The sequence below is a fragment of the Pseudomonas sp. NBRC 111119 genome, from assembly GCF_001320125.1.
In the GTDB taxonomy this organism is placed as follows: Bacteria; Pseudomonadota; Gammaproteobacteria; order Pseudomonadales; family Pseudomonadaceae; genus Aquipseudomonas; species Aquipseudomonas parafulva.
The window spans coordinates 66,347-81,392 of sequence record NZ_BCAV01000008.1; the positions used below are offsets into that span (position 1 = coordinate 66,347).

A 15,046-nucleotide genomic window follows, 5' to 3' on the forward strand; every position below is an offset into this window, starting at 1 on the left:
CACGGAGCGTGGTAAAGGCAGGCCGTAGTAGGTGCTGGCACCTGATCCCTGCAAATTTGCAGGTCTGTTAGGCCTTTAGCCGCCTGGCGCGCCGGGTCAGCCCGGCCATACTCAGCATTCGCCCTTCAATAACAACAACGATCGGGTTCATTGCACATGAGCTACCAGCAAAGCTACGCACACTCCATCGCCGACCCGGCTGCCTTCTGGGCTGAACAGGCCCGGTCGATCGCCTGGTATCGCGCCCCTGCCATCACCCTGCAGGACAATGCCGACGGCACGCATCGCTGGTTCCCCGATGGCCGTCTGAACAGCTGTTACCTCGCCCTGGACCACCAGATCGAACAGGGCAGGGGGCAACAACTGGCGTTGGTCTACGACTCTCCTGTCACAGGGGCGCAGCAAGCCTATACCTACCTTGAGCTGCGCGATGAGGTAGCCCGCCTGGCTGGGCTGCTAAGCCAGCTGGGGGTGAAGAAGGGTGACGGGGTGATCATCTACATGCCGATGGTGCCGCAGGCCGCTATGGCCATGCTCGCCTGCGCCCGCATTGGCGCGGTGCATTCGGTGGTGTTTGGCGGCTTCGCAGCCAACGAGCTGGCGCTGCGTATCGACGATGCGCGCCCAACCCTGCTGCTCACAGCCTCTTGCGGGCTCGAGTTCGACCGGGTGATCGAATACAAGCCTCTGGTCGACCGCGCGTTGCAACTGGCCCAGCACCAGCCGCGCCATGTGCTGGTGTTGCAGCGGCCACAGGTGCAGGCACCGCTGCAACCAGGGCGAGACCTGGACTGGGCCGAGGCGCTTGTGGGCGCAGTGCCCGTCGCCCCGGTGGTGCTCGACGCTGGCGATCCGCTGTACATCATGTATACCTCGGGCACCACCGGCAAACCCAAAGGCATCGTGCGGGAAAACGGCGGCAACGCTGTGGCCCTGCGCTATGCCATGCACAACATCTACGGCATGCAGCCCGGTGATGTGTGGTGGGGCATATCGGACGTCGGCTGGGTGGTAGGCCACTCGCTGATCGTCTACGGGCCGTTGATGTGCGGTTGTACCACGGTGTTTTACGAGGGCAAGCCAATCCGCACCCCGGACGCTGCCGCCTACTGGCGCGTCGTGCAGCAGTACAAGGTCAACGGCCTGTTCTGCGCACCCACCGCCATGCGCGCTATCCGCAAGGAAGACCCGGAGGGCGAGCTGCTTGGCCAGTACGACCTGAGCTCGCTGCGCCAGTTATTCCTGGCCGGGGAAAAGCTCGATTCCAGCACCCACCAATGGCTGGAGCGCGTCACCGGTAAGCCGGTGCACGACCACTGGTGGCAAACCGAAACCGGCTGGCCCGTCACCGCGCCGTGCGTAGGCCTTGAAGGCAGTGCGGCCAGGCCGGGTTCGAGTAACCGCGCAGTGCCGGGTTACCACGTGCGCGTGCTGGATGACGAGGGCCATCTGCTGGGCACCCACCAGCAGGGCGCCATCGTGATCGCACTGCCCTTGCCCCCAGGGTGCAGCCAGACGCTGTGGGGGGACCACGACCGTTACCTGCAGGCCTACCTGCACACTTACCCTGGTTACTATCACACCGGCGACGGCGGGTTCCTGGACGACGACGGCTTTGTCTACATCATGGGGCGAACGGACGACGTCATCAACGTGTCCGGGCACCGGCTGTCCACCGGGGAAATGGAAGACCTGGTGGCACGCCACGCGGCGGTTGCCGAATGCGCAGTGATCGGCGTGCATGACGACATCAAGGGGCAGGTGCCGCTCGCCTTGGTCGTGTTGAAAGATGGTGAGGGCACTACCGAGGCGCAGTTGCTGGCAGACCTGGTGGCCAGGGTGCGTGAAGAAATCGGTGCGCTGGCCTGTTTCAACCGGGTGCGGCTGGTGCGGCGGTTACCCAAGACGCGTTCGGGCAAGATTCTGCGGGCGTTGCTGCGCAAGATCGCCGACGGGCAGGCCTACGTGCCACCCTCTACCCTGGATGATCCCGCCGTGCTTCAGGAAATCGAAACGGTGCTGGCCGACCTGCCTAAAGCAGTGTGAAAACAGTGCTGGTCAGGTCGGGCCAGGGCCGACCTGATGCAATTGCCCCAACCGGCTTCGGGTACGCATCAGGTCGGCAATGGCCCCGTCCAGGCTGTCTGCCAGCGGGCGTTTGCCAATGACAGTCACCTGGCGGTCCTGGTCGTACAGGACATCCACCAGATTGACAAAGCGCTGCTGCGCCGCCAGCGAACAGTCCGCCAGGTCGTCCAGCCCGTCGATGACCCACTCACTGAACTGGCGGGCCAGGGCCAGGTAGTCGATCACGGCGGTAGGCTGCTCGCACAGGTCGTCGAATGTGAACATCACCCGTGTGCCATCCACGGCCCTGGCCCGTAGTGAACGGTTGTTGATGTGCAGCACCCCGGGTGCCGCCTCGGGCAGCTTCAGGGCCAGGCGCTGCCCGGCATCGCCTGGCCATACATAGAGGCCGCGGGTGAAACACTGGTGTTCGCGGTTGGCCGGCAGGCTGCGAAAGTCGATAGCACCGCCCACTTCCATGACCTTCATGCGGGTGTTGATCAGGCGGATGACGGGTAGGAAGCGCTCATGGTAGAGCGGGTTGGGCAGCAGCCCCTCCGGCGCATAATTGGAGGTGACCAGCAGGTAGATGCCCCGAGCGAACAAGGCATCGAACAGGCGCGTAAGCAGCATGGCATCACCAATGTCATGCACATGGAACTCGTCGAAGCACAGCACCTCGCACTTGCCGATCAATTCGTCGAGGGTAGCGGCCATGGCGTTGTCCAAGGCGCGGTGGCGGTGCATGCCCTGGTGCAGTCGGGCGAAAAAGTCATGAAAGTGCAGGCGTAGCTTTGCCTGCACAGGCACAGCCTGGAAGAAGCCGTCCAGCAGCCAGCTTTTACCGCGCCCGACCGCGCCGTGCAGGTAAAGGCTACTTGGCTGCCCCTGCTCAAACTGGCTCAACTGCTGCCCCATGCACGCAATCACTTGGCGCTGACCCTCGCTCAACGCGTAGCCACGGCTCTGGGCTTTTTCCTCGAACCACGTGAGCAGTGCATGACGGTCAGCGCGGGCAGGGCTTAGGCGTTGGCCAAGTTGGCGTAGCGGGGCAGGGATCCAGGCAGGCACGAACTGAGCTCCTTGGGCAATAAACGGGCGCCCGGAAGCTTGCCCGGGTGCCGCGGATTTGACCAATAGAGAAAGTGACCGTCAACCATCACTTACCGCGATAGGTCATCACCGGCAAAACCCCGATCTCAGGCTTTACGTTCCAGCTGGCGCTCGATCATGTACTTCACCGCAAGCCGGCGTTCCTTGAGGTGGCGCAGGTCCTCATCGACGAAGTTGCCGGCCGAGATCGACTCCGCTGCAAGCACCTGGTTATCGATGTCGACGTACTCGTCCAGCAAGCGGTCTAGCGTCTGGTCCTGCAGGCGACGCTGCTGGACGATTTCACGGGGGTAGTGCAAGTCCTGATACAGGTCGTGAGAAACAGGCATACGGTCCTCCTTGGTCACTGCGTTGGGTTATCTGATTTGAAGGAGCGAATGCGATTGTGTTGAGGTACGGCGGCAGGAAAGCGACGAGCGGTAATTTTTTTTCTGCTAATAACTAAGCCGCTGTTTTTTGGCATTTTTTTTCGATTAGGGGCTTCACAGGCAGCAACATTGTTGTTAAAGTGCCGCGCATTCCAAGACAACAACACGTTGTCACCTTATTGGGATTATCCGGGCAGCGATTGCTGCATCTGATACAGGGGCGTCGCCAAGCGGTAAGGCAGCAGGTTTTGATCCTGCCATGCGTTGGTTCGAATCCAGCCGCCCCTGCCATTTTCTCAGATCAAAACATCTTTCCAGTGCTTATCACGTAAGCGCTGGTTTCGTCGTTTTTGTCGTTTGGCATTCAGTGTGTGGGCGAGTCGGGGCTGAGTGGCCCCGATTGCACAGGTTTACCCCGGTACGCCCAGCATTTCGTCCAGCGCCCTGGCCAGGTCGTCCGCCTGAACGGGCTTCTGGATCACAACGCTGCCCGGCAGGTCCAGGCCTTGCAACTCTGCGTAGCCAGTTAGAAAGACCACAGGTAGCTGAGGGAAGCGTTCACGAGCGGCAACGGCAAGCTGCGCGCCGTTGAACTCCGGCATGGCAAAGTCGGTGAGCAGCAGGTCGATGCCGTCATCCAGAAGCGCCAGTGCCTGCTCGCCACTGTGCGCCTGGCGCACCTCATAACCGTACTGGCGCAACACGTCGCCAAGCATGTCGCGCACCAGGTGGTCGTCGTCTACCAACAACACGGTGCGGTTGCTGCCGCTGTCGCTGATGGACTGGCTAACCACCGGGGCGGCAGGCTCGCTGATAACGTGATTCTTGACTGCCGGCAGGTAGACGGCCACCTGAGTGCCGCGTCCCGGGGTGGTTTCGATGCGCACACCGCCGCCAGACTGCTTGGCGAAACCGAACACCTGGGCCAGGCCCAGGCCAGAGCCTTTCCCGATGTCCTTGGTGGTGAAGAATGGCTCGAATACCTTGGCCACCACCTCTTCACTCATGCCGCAGCCTGTGTCGCGGATGCTCAGCATTACGTACTCACCAGGGTCCGGATCTTCCGGGCGCTGAGGTGGGGTGTCGATGCGCGTGTTGCGGGTCACCAAGGTCAACTGGCCGCCATCGGGCATGGCATCGCGGGCGTTGATGGCCAGGTTGAGGATGATCATCTCGGTCTGGGTGGGGTCGGTCAGGGCCTGCCACAACGCCCGGTCCAGGTCCAGGCGCACCGAAACGTTGCCCCCCAGCGTGCGCCGCAGCAGTTCTTCCAGGCCATCGAGGGTGCGGTTGAGGTTGAGGGGTACTGGCTCCAGGCACTGACGGCGGGAGAATGCCAGCAACTGCGAAGTCAGCTTGGCCCCGCGCTCACCCGCTTCACGCACGTGGGTCAGGCGGGAGCGGGCCTTGTCGAGGTCACCTTTGTTCAGGTCCCGCTCCAGGAAGCTCGCGCCAGTGAGGATCACCGTGAGCAAATTGTTGAAGTCGTGGGCAACCCCCGCGGTCAACTGGCCAACGGCTTCAAGGCGCTGCATTTGCTGCAGTGCAGCCTCGATTCGTTCGCGTTCGTTGATCTGTTCGCGCAGGCGGGCGTTGGCATCGGCCAGGCCCACTGCAGCTTCACGCTCGCTGGTGATATCCCGCGCCACCACGTACAGCAGGGTATCTTCCGGCACCACCACCCACGACAGCCAGCGTTGTTGGCCGCCGGCATGCAGAATGCGCCCGACGAAACGGGCACTGGTGCGGCCATGGGCGAGGGCAGCCAGCTCGGTGAGCAGCAGTTCCTGGTCGGGTTCGGGGAGCAGGTGCAGCAGCGATGACTGGCTCAGGCGTTCGCGAGACAACCCCAGGCTGGCTTCCCAGGCAGGGTTGAGCGCCACCGGGGTCAGGTCTTTGTTGAGTACGGCCAGCAGGTCCTGGGACAGCTCCCACGCCCGGTCGCGCTCGCGGGTGCGGCGTTCAACCCGTTCGCCAAGCATCTCGTTGAGCTGGCGTAGCGCCTGGGTCGCCACCCGTTGTGCATGGATGTCCTGAAGAACACCGGAAAAGCGCACGCATTTGCCGTCAGCGAACTGGCTCTGGCCACTGCTGAGCAGCCAGCGTGGCTCCTGGCCGTTCGGCTGAACGATCCTGAATTCCATGCGGTAGTGACCGCCGCTCTCAGGCTGCATGGCTTGGTCTACGGCATCCTTTACCATCGGCACATCTTCGTGATAGATGCCGGCGTAGAAGACTTCAAGGCTCATCTGCGTGTCGGTGGCCAAACCGAACAGCTTCTTGGCGCGCTCATCCCAGACGAGCAGCCCCTCCTGGGGGCGAAGATCCCATGTGCCCATGCCGGCAGCGTTGATGGCGATGCGGGCCCGCGCTTCAACCTCGGCCAGTGCTTCTTCAGCCCGACGACGGCGCTGACGTTCCTGCACTTCGGTGAGGGCGCGGCGTACTGCCTTGGGCAGCAACGGCAGGTTCTTTTTCAGTACGTAATCGGTAGCACCCAGGCGGATCATCTCCACCGCATGCTCTTCACCGTAGATACCGGACAGGAAAATGAACGGCACGTCCGGCGCCAGGCGCTGGGCGATGGACAGCACGTCGGTGCCGGACGAGCCGGGCAGTACGCAATCGCACAGGATCAGGTCGTAGCGCCCGTCGCGCAGGGCATTTTCGACACCCGTGTGGTCGAACACCAGGTGCGACTGAACGTGCAGCCCGCTGCGCTCCAGGCGCATCAGGGTCAGCTCGGCATCCATCGAGCTGTCTTCGACCATCAGTAGGTTCAGCGGGGTAGACTGCATCGTTGCGTGAGCCTCAGTTGCCGCGGCGGGTCAAGCGCAGGGAGCCAGGTGGCGGCTCGTTCAGCACGGCCCAGAAGACCCCAAGGTCGGAAATGGCGGCGACGAACTCCTTGAATTCGACTGGTTTGACCACGTAGGCGTTCACGCCCAGTTCATAGGCACGCAGCAGGTCAGGCTCTTCACGCGAAGACGTCAGCATCACGGTCGGGATGCTGCGCAGTTCGGGCGTGGCGCGCACTTCCTTGAGCACCTCGAGGCCATCGACTTTCGGCAGTTTCAGGTCCAGCAGCAACACGGCAGGGTTGCCGTCGTCGCGGTCGGCGTAGGCGCCACGGCGCAGCAGGTAATCGAGGGCATCGGCGCCGTCGCGCAACACGATAACTTCGTTGGCCAACTGGCTACGCTCCAGGGCCAGGAGCGTCAGCTCCAGGTCCCGAGGGTTGTCTTCGACCAGCAGGATGGGTTTGAGCATGATGGTAACGGTACCTCAGTGTGTCGCGGGGTGGCGCGGTAGAGTGAAATGGAAGCTGGCGCCTTTGTCGATCTGGCCGTCGGCCCAGACGCGCCCGTCGTGGCGTTCGATGATACGGCGCACGCTTGCCAGGCCGATTCCTGTGCCTTCGAAGTCTTCCATGCGGTGCAGCCGCTGGAACACCCCGAACAGCTTGTTGGCGTACGCCATGTCGAAGCCTACGCCGTTATCACGGATGCACACCTCGACTTCCTCGGCATGCTGCACGGCGAACACCTCGATGCGAGCCGGCGTGCGCCCACGTGTGTATTTGATGGCGTTGGCCAACAGGTTGTTCAACGCCAGGTTGATGAAGGCGGGGTCTCCATGAACCTTGGGCAAGGGCGCAATGGTCCAGATGATTTCACGCCCCGCGTAATCCGGTGCGAGTTCCGCACGGATGGCATCGATCAAGGCATTGAGGTCTACATCTGACATGCGCAGCGCTGAGCGGCCCATTTGTGAAAAATGTAGCAAATTGTCGACAAGGCTGCCGGCAAAATGAGCGGCTTCGCCGATATGCTGCAAGAAGCGCTTGCCGCGCTCGCTGAAACCGGGGCCTTCGATTTCGCTGAGCAGTTCGGTGTAGCCGGCAATGTGCCGAAGCGGCGCACGCAGGTCATGGGAGACGCTGTAGGAGAACGCCTCCAGCTCCTTGTTGGAGCGGCGCAGTTCGCCCGCCAGCTGGGCCATTTCTTCCGCTTTGCGCAGCACGATGCCCATCACGGCCGTACGCAGTTCGCTGACCCCCTCCACAATCAGTGGGTCCCACGGGGCACAATAGCCGCTCAGTTGTTCCTGCCAGCGCTCGAAGCTGTGCCGCGGGTCCAGGTTACCTTGCGGCCCCACCCGCTTGGTCGGCTGCCCCGCCCATTCAACGGTGCGCACCTGCTCGGGCCGGAACCACAGCAGGTAATGGGAATGGATCTGCGAGATGGCCACCGCAAGCACGCCACCCACATGGTTGCCAAGCTCAGGCAGCTCATCCACGTCGCGGCGCGCATTGTCGGTGTGGAAAACAAGATTACCCGCACGCCGAGACAACCAATGCACCAGTGCGTTGACCTGTGCCTCGGGCGGTGTCTGACCGTATAGCTCGCAACGGTCAGCAGAAATGACAGCAGCGCCTTGCGCGTTGGCAAATGCCAGTAACACGTCAGGAACGGCATGCAGCCCCTCGCTGACGCTATCGTGGTCTGCCATGGAGGCGATCATGCGCACGATGTGCTGGCGCAGCTCTAGCAGCCGTTGAGTGTCGGCGTGTGACTCGCGGGATTCAATCTGCAGCGACAGCACACTGGCCAGCAGTTCGCAGGCGGTGCGGGTACGCAGGTCGACCGGGCGAGGCTCCGCGTTGTGGCAGGAGATCAGCCCCCACAGCTTGCCATCCACCACGATCGACAGCGACATGGAGGCCAGTGTGCCCATGTTGCGCATGTATTGCAGGTGTACCGGCGACACGCTGCGCAGGCTGGCAAAGCTCATGTCCAGCGGCTTGCCGCTGAGCGGGTTGGTGCCCGGCACCAGCGGTGACGGCTGGTAGTTGGCATCTTCGATGACGCGGATGCGGTTGACCCGGTACAACTCACGGGCCTGAGCAGGAATATCGGATGCCGGGAAGCACAAGCCCATGAAGGTGGGGTAATCGGGGTCGGCGACCTCCGCCAGCACTTGCCCATTGCCTTCGGCGTCGAAGCGATAGGCCTTCACCCGGCCAAAACCGGTGACGCGCTTGAGCTGCAGCACCGTCTGGTGCAGCAGTTCTTCAAGGGTACCAGCCAGATGCACGGTGCTTATGAAGTTGCGCACCAAGGGGTAATAGTCGCCCTGCGAGGCCAAATCTTCCGGCAGACGTGGCGCCTCCAACTCGACGATCAGCGCCTGATCATGGCGGTGGGCCAGCATGTGCAATGCTTGGCGGTATGGAGCGCCTTCGCGAAGTTGCACATCGCCGATATGAAACGGGAAAACCTCATCTTGAGGAAGCCTGCCTAGATGCGCGCGCAAATCGAAGTCGCCAGTGACAACGTCACTGAAGGGCGAACCAACCAGCGATGCAGCGGATATGCCTAACCACTGCTGGGCGTTCTCGCTCGCCTGCAACACCCTCAGGTCATTTTCATCAAGCACAAGCAGAAAACCGTGTGGCTGAATGCTGCCAGGAATCTGGATAGGTTCCTGGGCACAGCGCTCCACCGCCTGGGCCAGCGTTAAGTCTGTCGTCATTGATGAAAACGCTCCTGTCGATTAGGTCCATGCATGCCGCATGAGTCTGGGCAGGATGAAGGTGATACACCCTATCAGAATATCGCTCGGGTTGCCGTTGTTTGCCAATTTTGAGCGCGTCTTCAGCAAAGCGTTCGGCTCAGTGCGTTGGGGGTGTATCGCACGCCCTATCGCTTTTTTTGCTAATACCAAAAACGGCCTCTCCGCCCGTTTGCCCATGCACCTCACTGCTACGCTCAAGACCAGCATAGATCGACAAGGGCCGAACAGGGAGGTTACGCCATGAGCCGCTCTTCGCTGTTGCTGTTGACCCTAGGGCCGCTGCTGGTCATCAGCGCTGCGTGGCCTGTTCGGCGATGTCGGGCCGGGCCGCCTTATCAATGGGCGCGAGTTGCTGCCCTACCAACTGGCCGTCGACCCATACCGACCAGCCCACATCCCCGGCCGCGAGCTATTCCGACAGTGTGGTACTGGACGTTCAGTTCTGAGGCTCAGCGCAAGCGGTCGACCATGTGCGCCAGCGTGTCCAGTACGGCGCTGGCCAGTGCCTTCGACCGTGCGCCCGACCAGCCGGTGACCGCATTGGGTGCGTCGTCATGGTCCTTGAAAGGCATCTCCAAGGTGAGCGACAGGCAGTCGTAGGCCATGCCGACGGCGTTGCAGGCCAGGGTGGTGTTGGCCTGGCCGGGCGCGTCGCGGGTGTAGCCGTGCAGCGTCTGGAAGTCAGCCGTCAGGCTGCACAGGGTGCTGCGGAAGTGCTCTTCAAGCTGGGCGAGGCGTGCAGAGTACCCCGGGTTGCCCTCGCAGGCGGCGGTGAATACGTGGGGGATTTCTTCGTCCCCGTGCACGTCGATGAATGCGTCCACGCCGTATTGCTTCATCTGCGCCTGGGCAAAGAACACTTCAGGCGTGAACTCGATGCTGGCGTCCTGCCAGGCGCGGTTGAGGTCCTTGCCCGGGTAGTTGGTGCGCAGGTGCCCGAGGAAGGCGCCGTCCGGGTTCATGTTGGGGATCAGGTACAGGTCAGCCTTGCCCAGCAACTGCTGAATGGTCGCGTCGTTGGCTTGAAGGCGGTCGATCACGCCCTCCATGAACCACTCTGCCATGTGCTCGCCGGGGTGCTGCTGTGCAATCAGCCACAGCTTGCGCTTGCCCGGTGCGGCATCACCGGCCCGCAGCAGAGGGATATCGCGGCCCTGCACGCTGCGGCCACTGGCCAGCAACTCGACGCCGGGCACTTGGCGGGCACGTTCGATCAACTGGTTGTGGCGGGCGCGTGAGTAGGGCTCGAAATAGGCGAACCACATCTGTGGTTGCTCGGCTGTCACCTCGAACGACAGCGCCGTGCCGTCGAACTGGCTGGGCACCCGGAACCAAGTTTGCTGGTCATGGGAGGCCACGGCGTTGTAACCGTGCCAGGCGTTGCGATAGGAGGAGCCGGAGGCGTTTTCCAGGCTGAAACGGTGGGTTTGCCCAGGGGTAAGGCCGCTTGCCTTGAAGTGGAACCACTGGTAGTGGCCACTGTGGGTGTCCGGGCGTATGGCCAGCCTTACATGGGCGGGGTCATTGGCATCGATCACCTGGATGTTGCCGGAATCGAAGTCGCAGTCGATCTGCAGGGGGGACAGCGTCACGGTCATGTGCCGGGCTCCTGTGCGGGCATTGTTGTGGGCCTACTGTACACAACTTGGCGGCTGAACTGCGTGCAGGCAGGGCACCTTGCGCAGCCAGGTTGAAACAGGTGGCCCGCCAGCGTATCCATGCCCCAGCCGCCAAGGCTGCCCGGCCTGGCTTCAAAGCCCCAGTTCAGAGAGGCCGGGGTGGTCATCGGGGCGGCGCCCCAGCGGCCAGTGGAACTTGCGTTCGGTTTCGGCGATGGGGTGCTCGTTGATGCTGGAGTGGCGGTTGTGCATCAGGCCGTCCTCGGCAAACTCCCAGTTTTCGTTGCCGTAGGCACGGAACCACTGGCCGCTGTCATCGCGGTACTCGTAGGCGTAACGCACGGCAATACGGTTGTCGGCGAAGGCCCACAGCTCTTTGATAAGGCGGTAGTCCAGCTCGCGGTTCCACTTGCGGGTAAGGAAGGCTTGTACCTCGGCGCGGCCACGTGGGAACTCGACGCGGTTGCGCCAGACAGTGTCCGGGGTATAGGCCAGGGCGACTTTGGCGGCATCGCGGCTGTTCCAGCCGTCTTCGGCCAGGCGAACTTTCTCGATGGCGCTGTCACGGGTGAACGGGGGCAGGGGTGGGCGGGACATCAGGTAACTCCTCGGCGGGTGACTGTGCAAGAGGAGCGTAGTACGCGGTTGGCGTGAGGAGAATGCTTACCTGCGGGCGTTGATAATTTCGCGTGGTGCAATAGCCAGTTGCGGGCAAGCCCGCCCCCGCAACTGGTCGCAAAGCGAATGGTCAGCGACGACGGAACAAGGGCAGTGGCTCGTCGGTGGCGCCTTGGTACGTCACCGAAAAATCCTTGAGGCTTTGCAGGGCTTCTTCCGGGTTCTTGTCGGCGCGGATGGCAAAGGCGTCGAAACCGCAACGGGCCATGAAGAACAGCTGGTCGCGCAGTACGTCGCCGATGGCACGCAGTTCACCCTTGAAGCCGAAGCGGTCACGCAGCAGGCGAGCATTGGAATAACTGCGCCCATCGGTGAATGCCGGGAAGTTCAACGCAATCACCTGGAAGTGCTGCACGTCTTCGCCGATTTCTTCGGCTTCCTCATCGCTGTCCAGCCACACACCCAGGCCACCGTCACGGGCCTTGAGGGCATGGGCGTGGTCGCGCCACATCTGCAGGGGTACGATGTAGTCGTCGCAGTTGGTCAGCTCGTCGAACGACGTTTCCTTGGGCAGCAGGTGCCAGGTTTCGTCGACGATCTGGTTGTTCTTAATGATTCGCTGCATACACGCGTTCCTTGAAGGGGTCGATGCCGATGCGCTGGTACGTGTCGATGAAACGCTCGTCTTCGGTGCGTTGCTCGACATACACGGCAATCAGCTTCTCGATCACGTCGGCCATGTCATCCTGTGCGAACGATGGGCCAAGGATCTTGCCCAGGCTGGCGCCGCGTGCAGCATTGCCGCCCAGCGAAACCTGGTAGAACTCCTCGCCCTTCTTGTCCACGCCAAGGATGCCGATGTGGCCGACGTGGTGGTGGCCGCAGGCGTTCATGCAGCCAGAGATGTTCAGGTCGAGTTCGCCGATGTCGAACAGGTAGTCCAGGTCATCGAAGCGGCGCTGGATGGATTCGGCAATCGGGATCGACTTGGCATTGGCCAGCGAGCAGTAGTCGCCGCCCGGGCAGCAGATGATGTCGGTCAGCAGGCCGATGTTCGGGGTGGCGAAGCCCCCTTCGCGCAGCTCCTGCCACAGCGCGTGCAACTGGCGCTGCTCGACGTCGGCGAGGATGATGTTCTGCTCGTGGGACGTGCGCAGGAAGCCAAAGCTGTAGCGCTCGGCCAGGTCGGCCACGGCATCGAGCTGCTTGTCGGTGAGGTCGCCTGGCGCCACGCCGGTCGGCTTGAGCGAGAGCGTTACCGCCACATAACCCGGGCGCTTGTGGGCGCGGGTATTGCGCGCACGCCAGCGGGCGAAGCCAGGGAAATCGGCATCCAGCGCGGCGTAGTCGACGTTTTCCAGCGCCAGGTAATCAGGGTCGACGAAGTGGCGCGACACGCGCTGCACTTCCGCTTCGGTCAGGGTGCTGCTGCCGCCGCGCAGGTGGGCCATTTCGGCCTCGACCTTCTGGGCGAACACTTCCGGGGTAAGTGCCTTGACCAGGATCTTGATCCGCGCCTTGTACTTGTTGTCACGGCGGCCGTAACGGTTGTACACGCGCAGGATCGCGTCCAGGTAGCTGATCAGGTCCTGCCAGGGCAGGAACTCGTTGATGAACGAGCCCACCACAGGGGTACGGCCAAGCCCACCGCCCACCAGTACCCGGAAGCCCAGCTCGCCGGCTTCGTTGCGCACCGGCTCAAGGCCAATGTCATGCACTTCGATGGCGGCGCGGTCTTGTTGCGAGCCGTTGATGGCGATTTTGAACTTGCGCGGCAGGAAGGCGAACTCGGGGTGGAAGGTGGTCCACTGACGCACGATTTCGCACCATGGGCGCGGGTCGATGACCTCGTCTGCGGCCACGCCGGCAAACTGGTCGGTGGTGGTGTTGCGCAGGCAGTTGCCGCTGGTCTGGATGGCGTGCATCTGCACGGTGGCCAGCTCGGCGAGGATGTCGGGGATGTCTTCCAGCGCCGGCCAGTTGTACTGCACGTTCTGGCGGGTGGAAATGTGCGCATAGCCCTTGTCGTAGTCGCGGGCGATCTTGGCCAGGGTGCGAACCTGCCGGGCGTTCAGCTGGCCGTACGGCACGGCGACACGCAGCATCGGCGCGAATCGTTGGATGTAGAGGCCGTTCTGCAGGCGCAGAGGGCGGAATTCTTCTTCGCTCAGCTCACCGGCCAGGTAGCGGCGGGTCTGATCACGGAACTGCTTGACGCGGTCCTCGATGATCCGCTGATCGTACTCGTCGTATACGTACATAAAAGTCCTGTCTCAGGCATGCAGCTATTCGCGCGCACGGCCGCGCACTCCGGTACGGAGCCGGGGAACGATAGCAGGTTGCGGTTATGCGCTAAAGTGATGTTTTAGCATATGAAAAGAACCAAATGGACTATGTGAGACTGACTGCCATTTGTGCCGTCGATAGCCTTGGGGCGTTATAATCCGCGGTTTGCTTTGCAGAGATGTCAGCCCATGTTCAAGGCCCTGTGCCAAAGCCTGTGCCTCGCCCTGCCGCTGACGGCGGGGGCGCAAGCGGCTTCGGTGGTTTTCCTCAACCCTGGGTTGTCGAACGAAACCTTCTGGACCAGTTATACCCGCTTCATGCAGGCAGCCGCGGACGAGCTGGGCATGGACCTGCGTGTCGAGTACAGCGAGCGCCGCGCCGATGTGGTGATGAAACAGGCCCGCGCGGCCCTGGCTGGGCCGCAGCGGCCCGACTACCTGGTGCTGGTCAACGAGCAGTACGTCGCCCCGGAAATCATGCGCCTTTCGCAGGGTACCGGGGTCAAGCTGCTGCTGGTCAACAATGGCCTTACGGCTGGCCAGGCGCGCCGGGTAGCTGCCCAACCCGACAAGTACGCCATGCCACTGGGTACGCTGACCACCAACGATGAGCAGGCGGGTTTCCAGATGCTCCACGAGATGGTGGCGCAACTGCCCAAGGGTGAAGGCACGTTGGACCTGCTTGCCTTTTCCGGCGTAAAGACCACCCCCGCCTCGCAACGGCGTGAAGACGGCATGCGCCGGGCATTGGCGGATTTTCCGCAGGTGCGCCTGCGCCAGGTGGTGTATGGCGGCTGGAGCCGCGAGCGTGCCTATGAACAGGCGCAGCTGCTGCTGCAGCGTTACCCCGACACCCGCCTGGTGTGGTCGGCAAACGACGAAATGGCTTTTGGGGCCATGCAAGCGTTCGAAGAGGCTGGGCGCAAGCCTGGGCGTGACGTGGTGTTCAGTGCGGTGAACAGTTCGTCCGAGGCCTTGCGTGCGCGCATTGACGGGCGTTTGAGCGTGCTGATGGGTGGGCACTTCACCCTCGGAGGGTGGGCCATGGTGATGCTGCACGATGATGCCAGGGGGTTGGCGTTTGCCCGCGACGGTGGTGGCGATTATAGCCTGCCCGTGCTGCAAAGCATTGACCAGGCGAAGGCCAGGCGTTGGCTCAAGCGCCTGGAGCTTGCCGATTACGGTGTGGATTTCAAAGCCTATAGCGCAGTGGGTCACCCGGCCAGCTATCGCTATCCGTTTCTCACGTCACCGGTCGAGTACTGAAAGCCCCTGCTTGAGGGAAGGGCATTGCTGGTCTTAACTGCTGGTGGTGAAGTGCATTCCCATAACCACTACAAGAGGCGATGCAATGGCCAACTCAACCAAGGCGCGCAAACCCGATAGCAGCGTGGATGCC

12 protein-coding genes and 1 tRNA gene are annotated in these 15,046 nt (G+C 62.4%); 3 read left to right on the forward strand and 10 right to left on the reverse strand.

Annotated features, from left to right (window positions below):
- The first annotated feature begins 156 nt into the window (after nt 1-156).
- Complete coding sequence (locus APH25_RS04395) at nt 157-2,046, forward strand: AMP-binding protein (RefSeq protein WP_060481186.1); 1,890 nt, start codon at nt 157-159, stop codon at nt 2,044-2,046.
- 12 nt (nt 2,047-2,058) lie between these two features.
- Here the strand turns inward: APH25_RS04395 and zapE are convergent, their stop codons facing one another.
- From zapE to APH25_RS25430, 3 genes are all read right to left on the reverse strand, one after another.
- A complete protein-coding gene (gene zapE, locus APH25_RS04400) occupies nt 2,059-3,138 on the reverse strand; it encodes a cell division protein ZapE (RefSeq protein ID WP_060481187.1) in 1,080 nt (359 codons plus the stop codon).
- A 128-nt stretch (nt 3,139-3,266) separates the two neighbouring features.
- Nucleotides 3,267-3,509, reverse strand: a complete 243-nt coding sequence (locus APH25_RS04405; RefSeq protein ID WP_028634496.1) for a hypothetical protein — start codon at nt 3,507-3,509, stop codon at nt 3,267-3,269.
- Nucleotides 3,510-3,523: 14 nt separating this feature from the next.
- Nucleotides 3,524-3,715, reverse strand: coding sequence for a hypothetical protein (locus APH25_RS25430; RefSeq protein WP_156333137.1), 192 nt, complete (start codon nt 3,713-3,715; stop codon nt 3,524-3,526).
- Nucleotides 3,716-3,764: 49 nt separating this feature from the next.
- Here APH25_RS25430 and APH25_RS04410 point away from each other — a divergent pair.
- Nucleotides 3,765-3,839: transfer RNA gene (locus tag APH25_RS04410), tRNA-Gln, on the forward strand.
- Nucleotides 3,840-3,958: 119 nt separating this feature from the next.
- On the opposite strand, the gene APH25_RS04415 is transcribed toward APH25_RS04410, so the two are convergent.
- The 7 genes from APH25_RS04415 to APH25_RS04450 all read right to left on the reverse strand — a co-directional run bounded on the left by APH25_RS04415 (nt 3,959) and on the right by APH25_RS04450 (nt 13,623).
- Complete coding sequence (locus APH25_RS04415; RefSeq protein WP_060481188.1) at nt 3,959-6,346, reverse strand: response regulator; 2,388 nt, start codon at nt 6,344-6,346, stop codon at nt 3,959-3,961.
- Nucleotides 6,347-6,359: 13 nt separating this feature from the next.
- The gene (locus APH25_RS04420; protein ID WP_060481189.1) at nt 6,360-6,818 is read right to left on the reverse strand and encodes a response regulator; all 459 of its coding nucleotides are present in this window, start codon (nt 6,816-6,818) and stop codon (nt 6,360-6,362) included.
- Between the two features lie 15 nt (nt 6,819-6,833).
- Nucleotides 6,834-9,083 carry an ATP-binding protein gene (locus tag APH25_RS04425; RefSeq protein ID WP_060481190.1) on the reverse strand — a complete coding sequence of 750 codons (2,250 nt, stop codon included), beginning with the start codon at nt 9,081-9,083 and terminating at the stop codon, nt 6,834-6,836.
- Nucleotides 9,084-9,574: 491 nt separating this feature from the next.
- Entirely contained in the window at nt 9,575-10,723 is a 1,149-nt protein-coding gene (locus tag APH25_RS04435) for a M14-type cytosolic carboxypeptidase (protein WP_060481191.1), read from the reverse strand.
- A 153-nt stretch (nt 10,724-10,876) separates the two neighbouring features.
- Nucleotides 10,877-11,341 (reverse strand): nuclear transport factor 2 family protein, encoded by a 465-nt coding sequence (locus APH25_RS04440; protein ID WP_060481192.1) that lies wholly within the window; start codon nt 11,339-11,341, stop codon nt 10,877-10,879.
- Nucleotides 11,342-11,492: 151 nt separating this feature from the next.
- On the reverse strand, nt 11,493-11,987 hold the full coding sequence (locus tag APH25_RS04445) for a DUF934 domain-containing protein (RefSeq protein WP_028634488.1): 495 nt from the start codon (nt 11,985-11,987) through the stop codon (nt 11,493-11,495).
- Nucleotides 11,971-13,623 carry a nitrite/sulfite reductase gene (locus APH25_RS04450; protein ID WP_028634487.1) on the reverse strand — a complete coding sequence of 551 codons (1,653 nt, stop codon included), beginning with the start codon at nt 13,621-13,623 and terminating at the stop codon, nt 11,971-11,973. The genes APH25_RS04445 and APH25_RS04450 overlap by 17 nt, the downstream gene beginning before the upstream one ends.
- 213 nt (nt 13,624-13,836) lie before the next feature.
- Between APH25_RS04450 and APH25_RS04455 the strand changes: the two genes are divergently transcribed.
- On the forward strand, nt 13,837-14,913 hold the full coding sequence (locus APH25_RS04455) for an ABC transporter substrate-binding protein (protein WP_060481193.1): 1,077 nt from the start codon (nt 13,837-13,839) through the stop codon (nt 14,911-14,913).
- The last annotated feature ends 133 nt before the right edge of the window (nt 14,914-15,046 follow it).

Bases quoted from the DNA above. Each gene is read 5' to 3' on its own strand.
- APH25_RS04395 (WP_060481186.1), top strand. From the start codon at position 157: ATGAGCTACCAGCAAAGCTACGCACACTCCATCGCCGACCCGGCTGCC.
- APH25_RS04405 (WP_028634496.1), bottom strand. From the start codon at position 3,509: ATGCCTGTTTCTCACGACCTGTATCAGGACTTGCACTACCCCCGTGAA.
- APH25_RS04415 (WP_060481188.1), bottom strand. From the start codon at position 6,346: ATGCAGTCTACCCCGCTGAACCTACTGATGGTCGAAGACAGCTCGATG.
- APH25_RS04420 (WP_060481189.1), bottom strand. From the start codon at position 6,818: ATGCTCAAACCCATCCTGCTGGTCGAAGACAACCCTCGGGACCTGGAG.
- APH25_RS04425 (WP_060481190.1), bottom strand. From the start codon at position 9,083: ATGACGACAGACTTAACGCTGGCCCAGGCGGTGGAGCGCTGTGCCCAG.
- APH25_RS04435 (WP_060481191.1), bottom strand. From the start codon at position 10,723: ATGACCGTGACGCTGTCCCCCCTGCAGATCGACTGCGACTTCGATTCC.
- APH25_RS04440 (WP_060481192.1), bottom strand. From the start codon at position 11,341: ATGTCCCGCCCACCCCTGCCCCCGTTCACCCGTGACAGCGCCATCGAG.
- APH25_RS04445 (WP_028634488.1), bottom strand. From the start codon at position 11,987: ATGCAGCGAATCATTAAGAACAACCAGATCGTCGACGAAACCTGGCAC.
- APH25_RS04450 (WP_028634487.1), bottom strand. From the start codon at position 13,623: ATGTACGTATACGACGAGTACGATCAGCGGATCATCGAGGACCGCGTC.
- APH25_RS04455 (WP_060481193.1), top strand. From the start codon at position 13,837: ATGTTCAAGGCCCTGTGCCAAAGCCTGTGCCTCGCCCTGCCGCTGACG.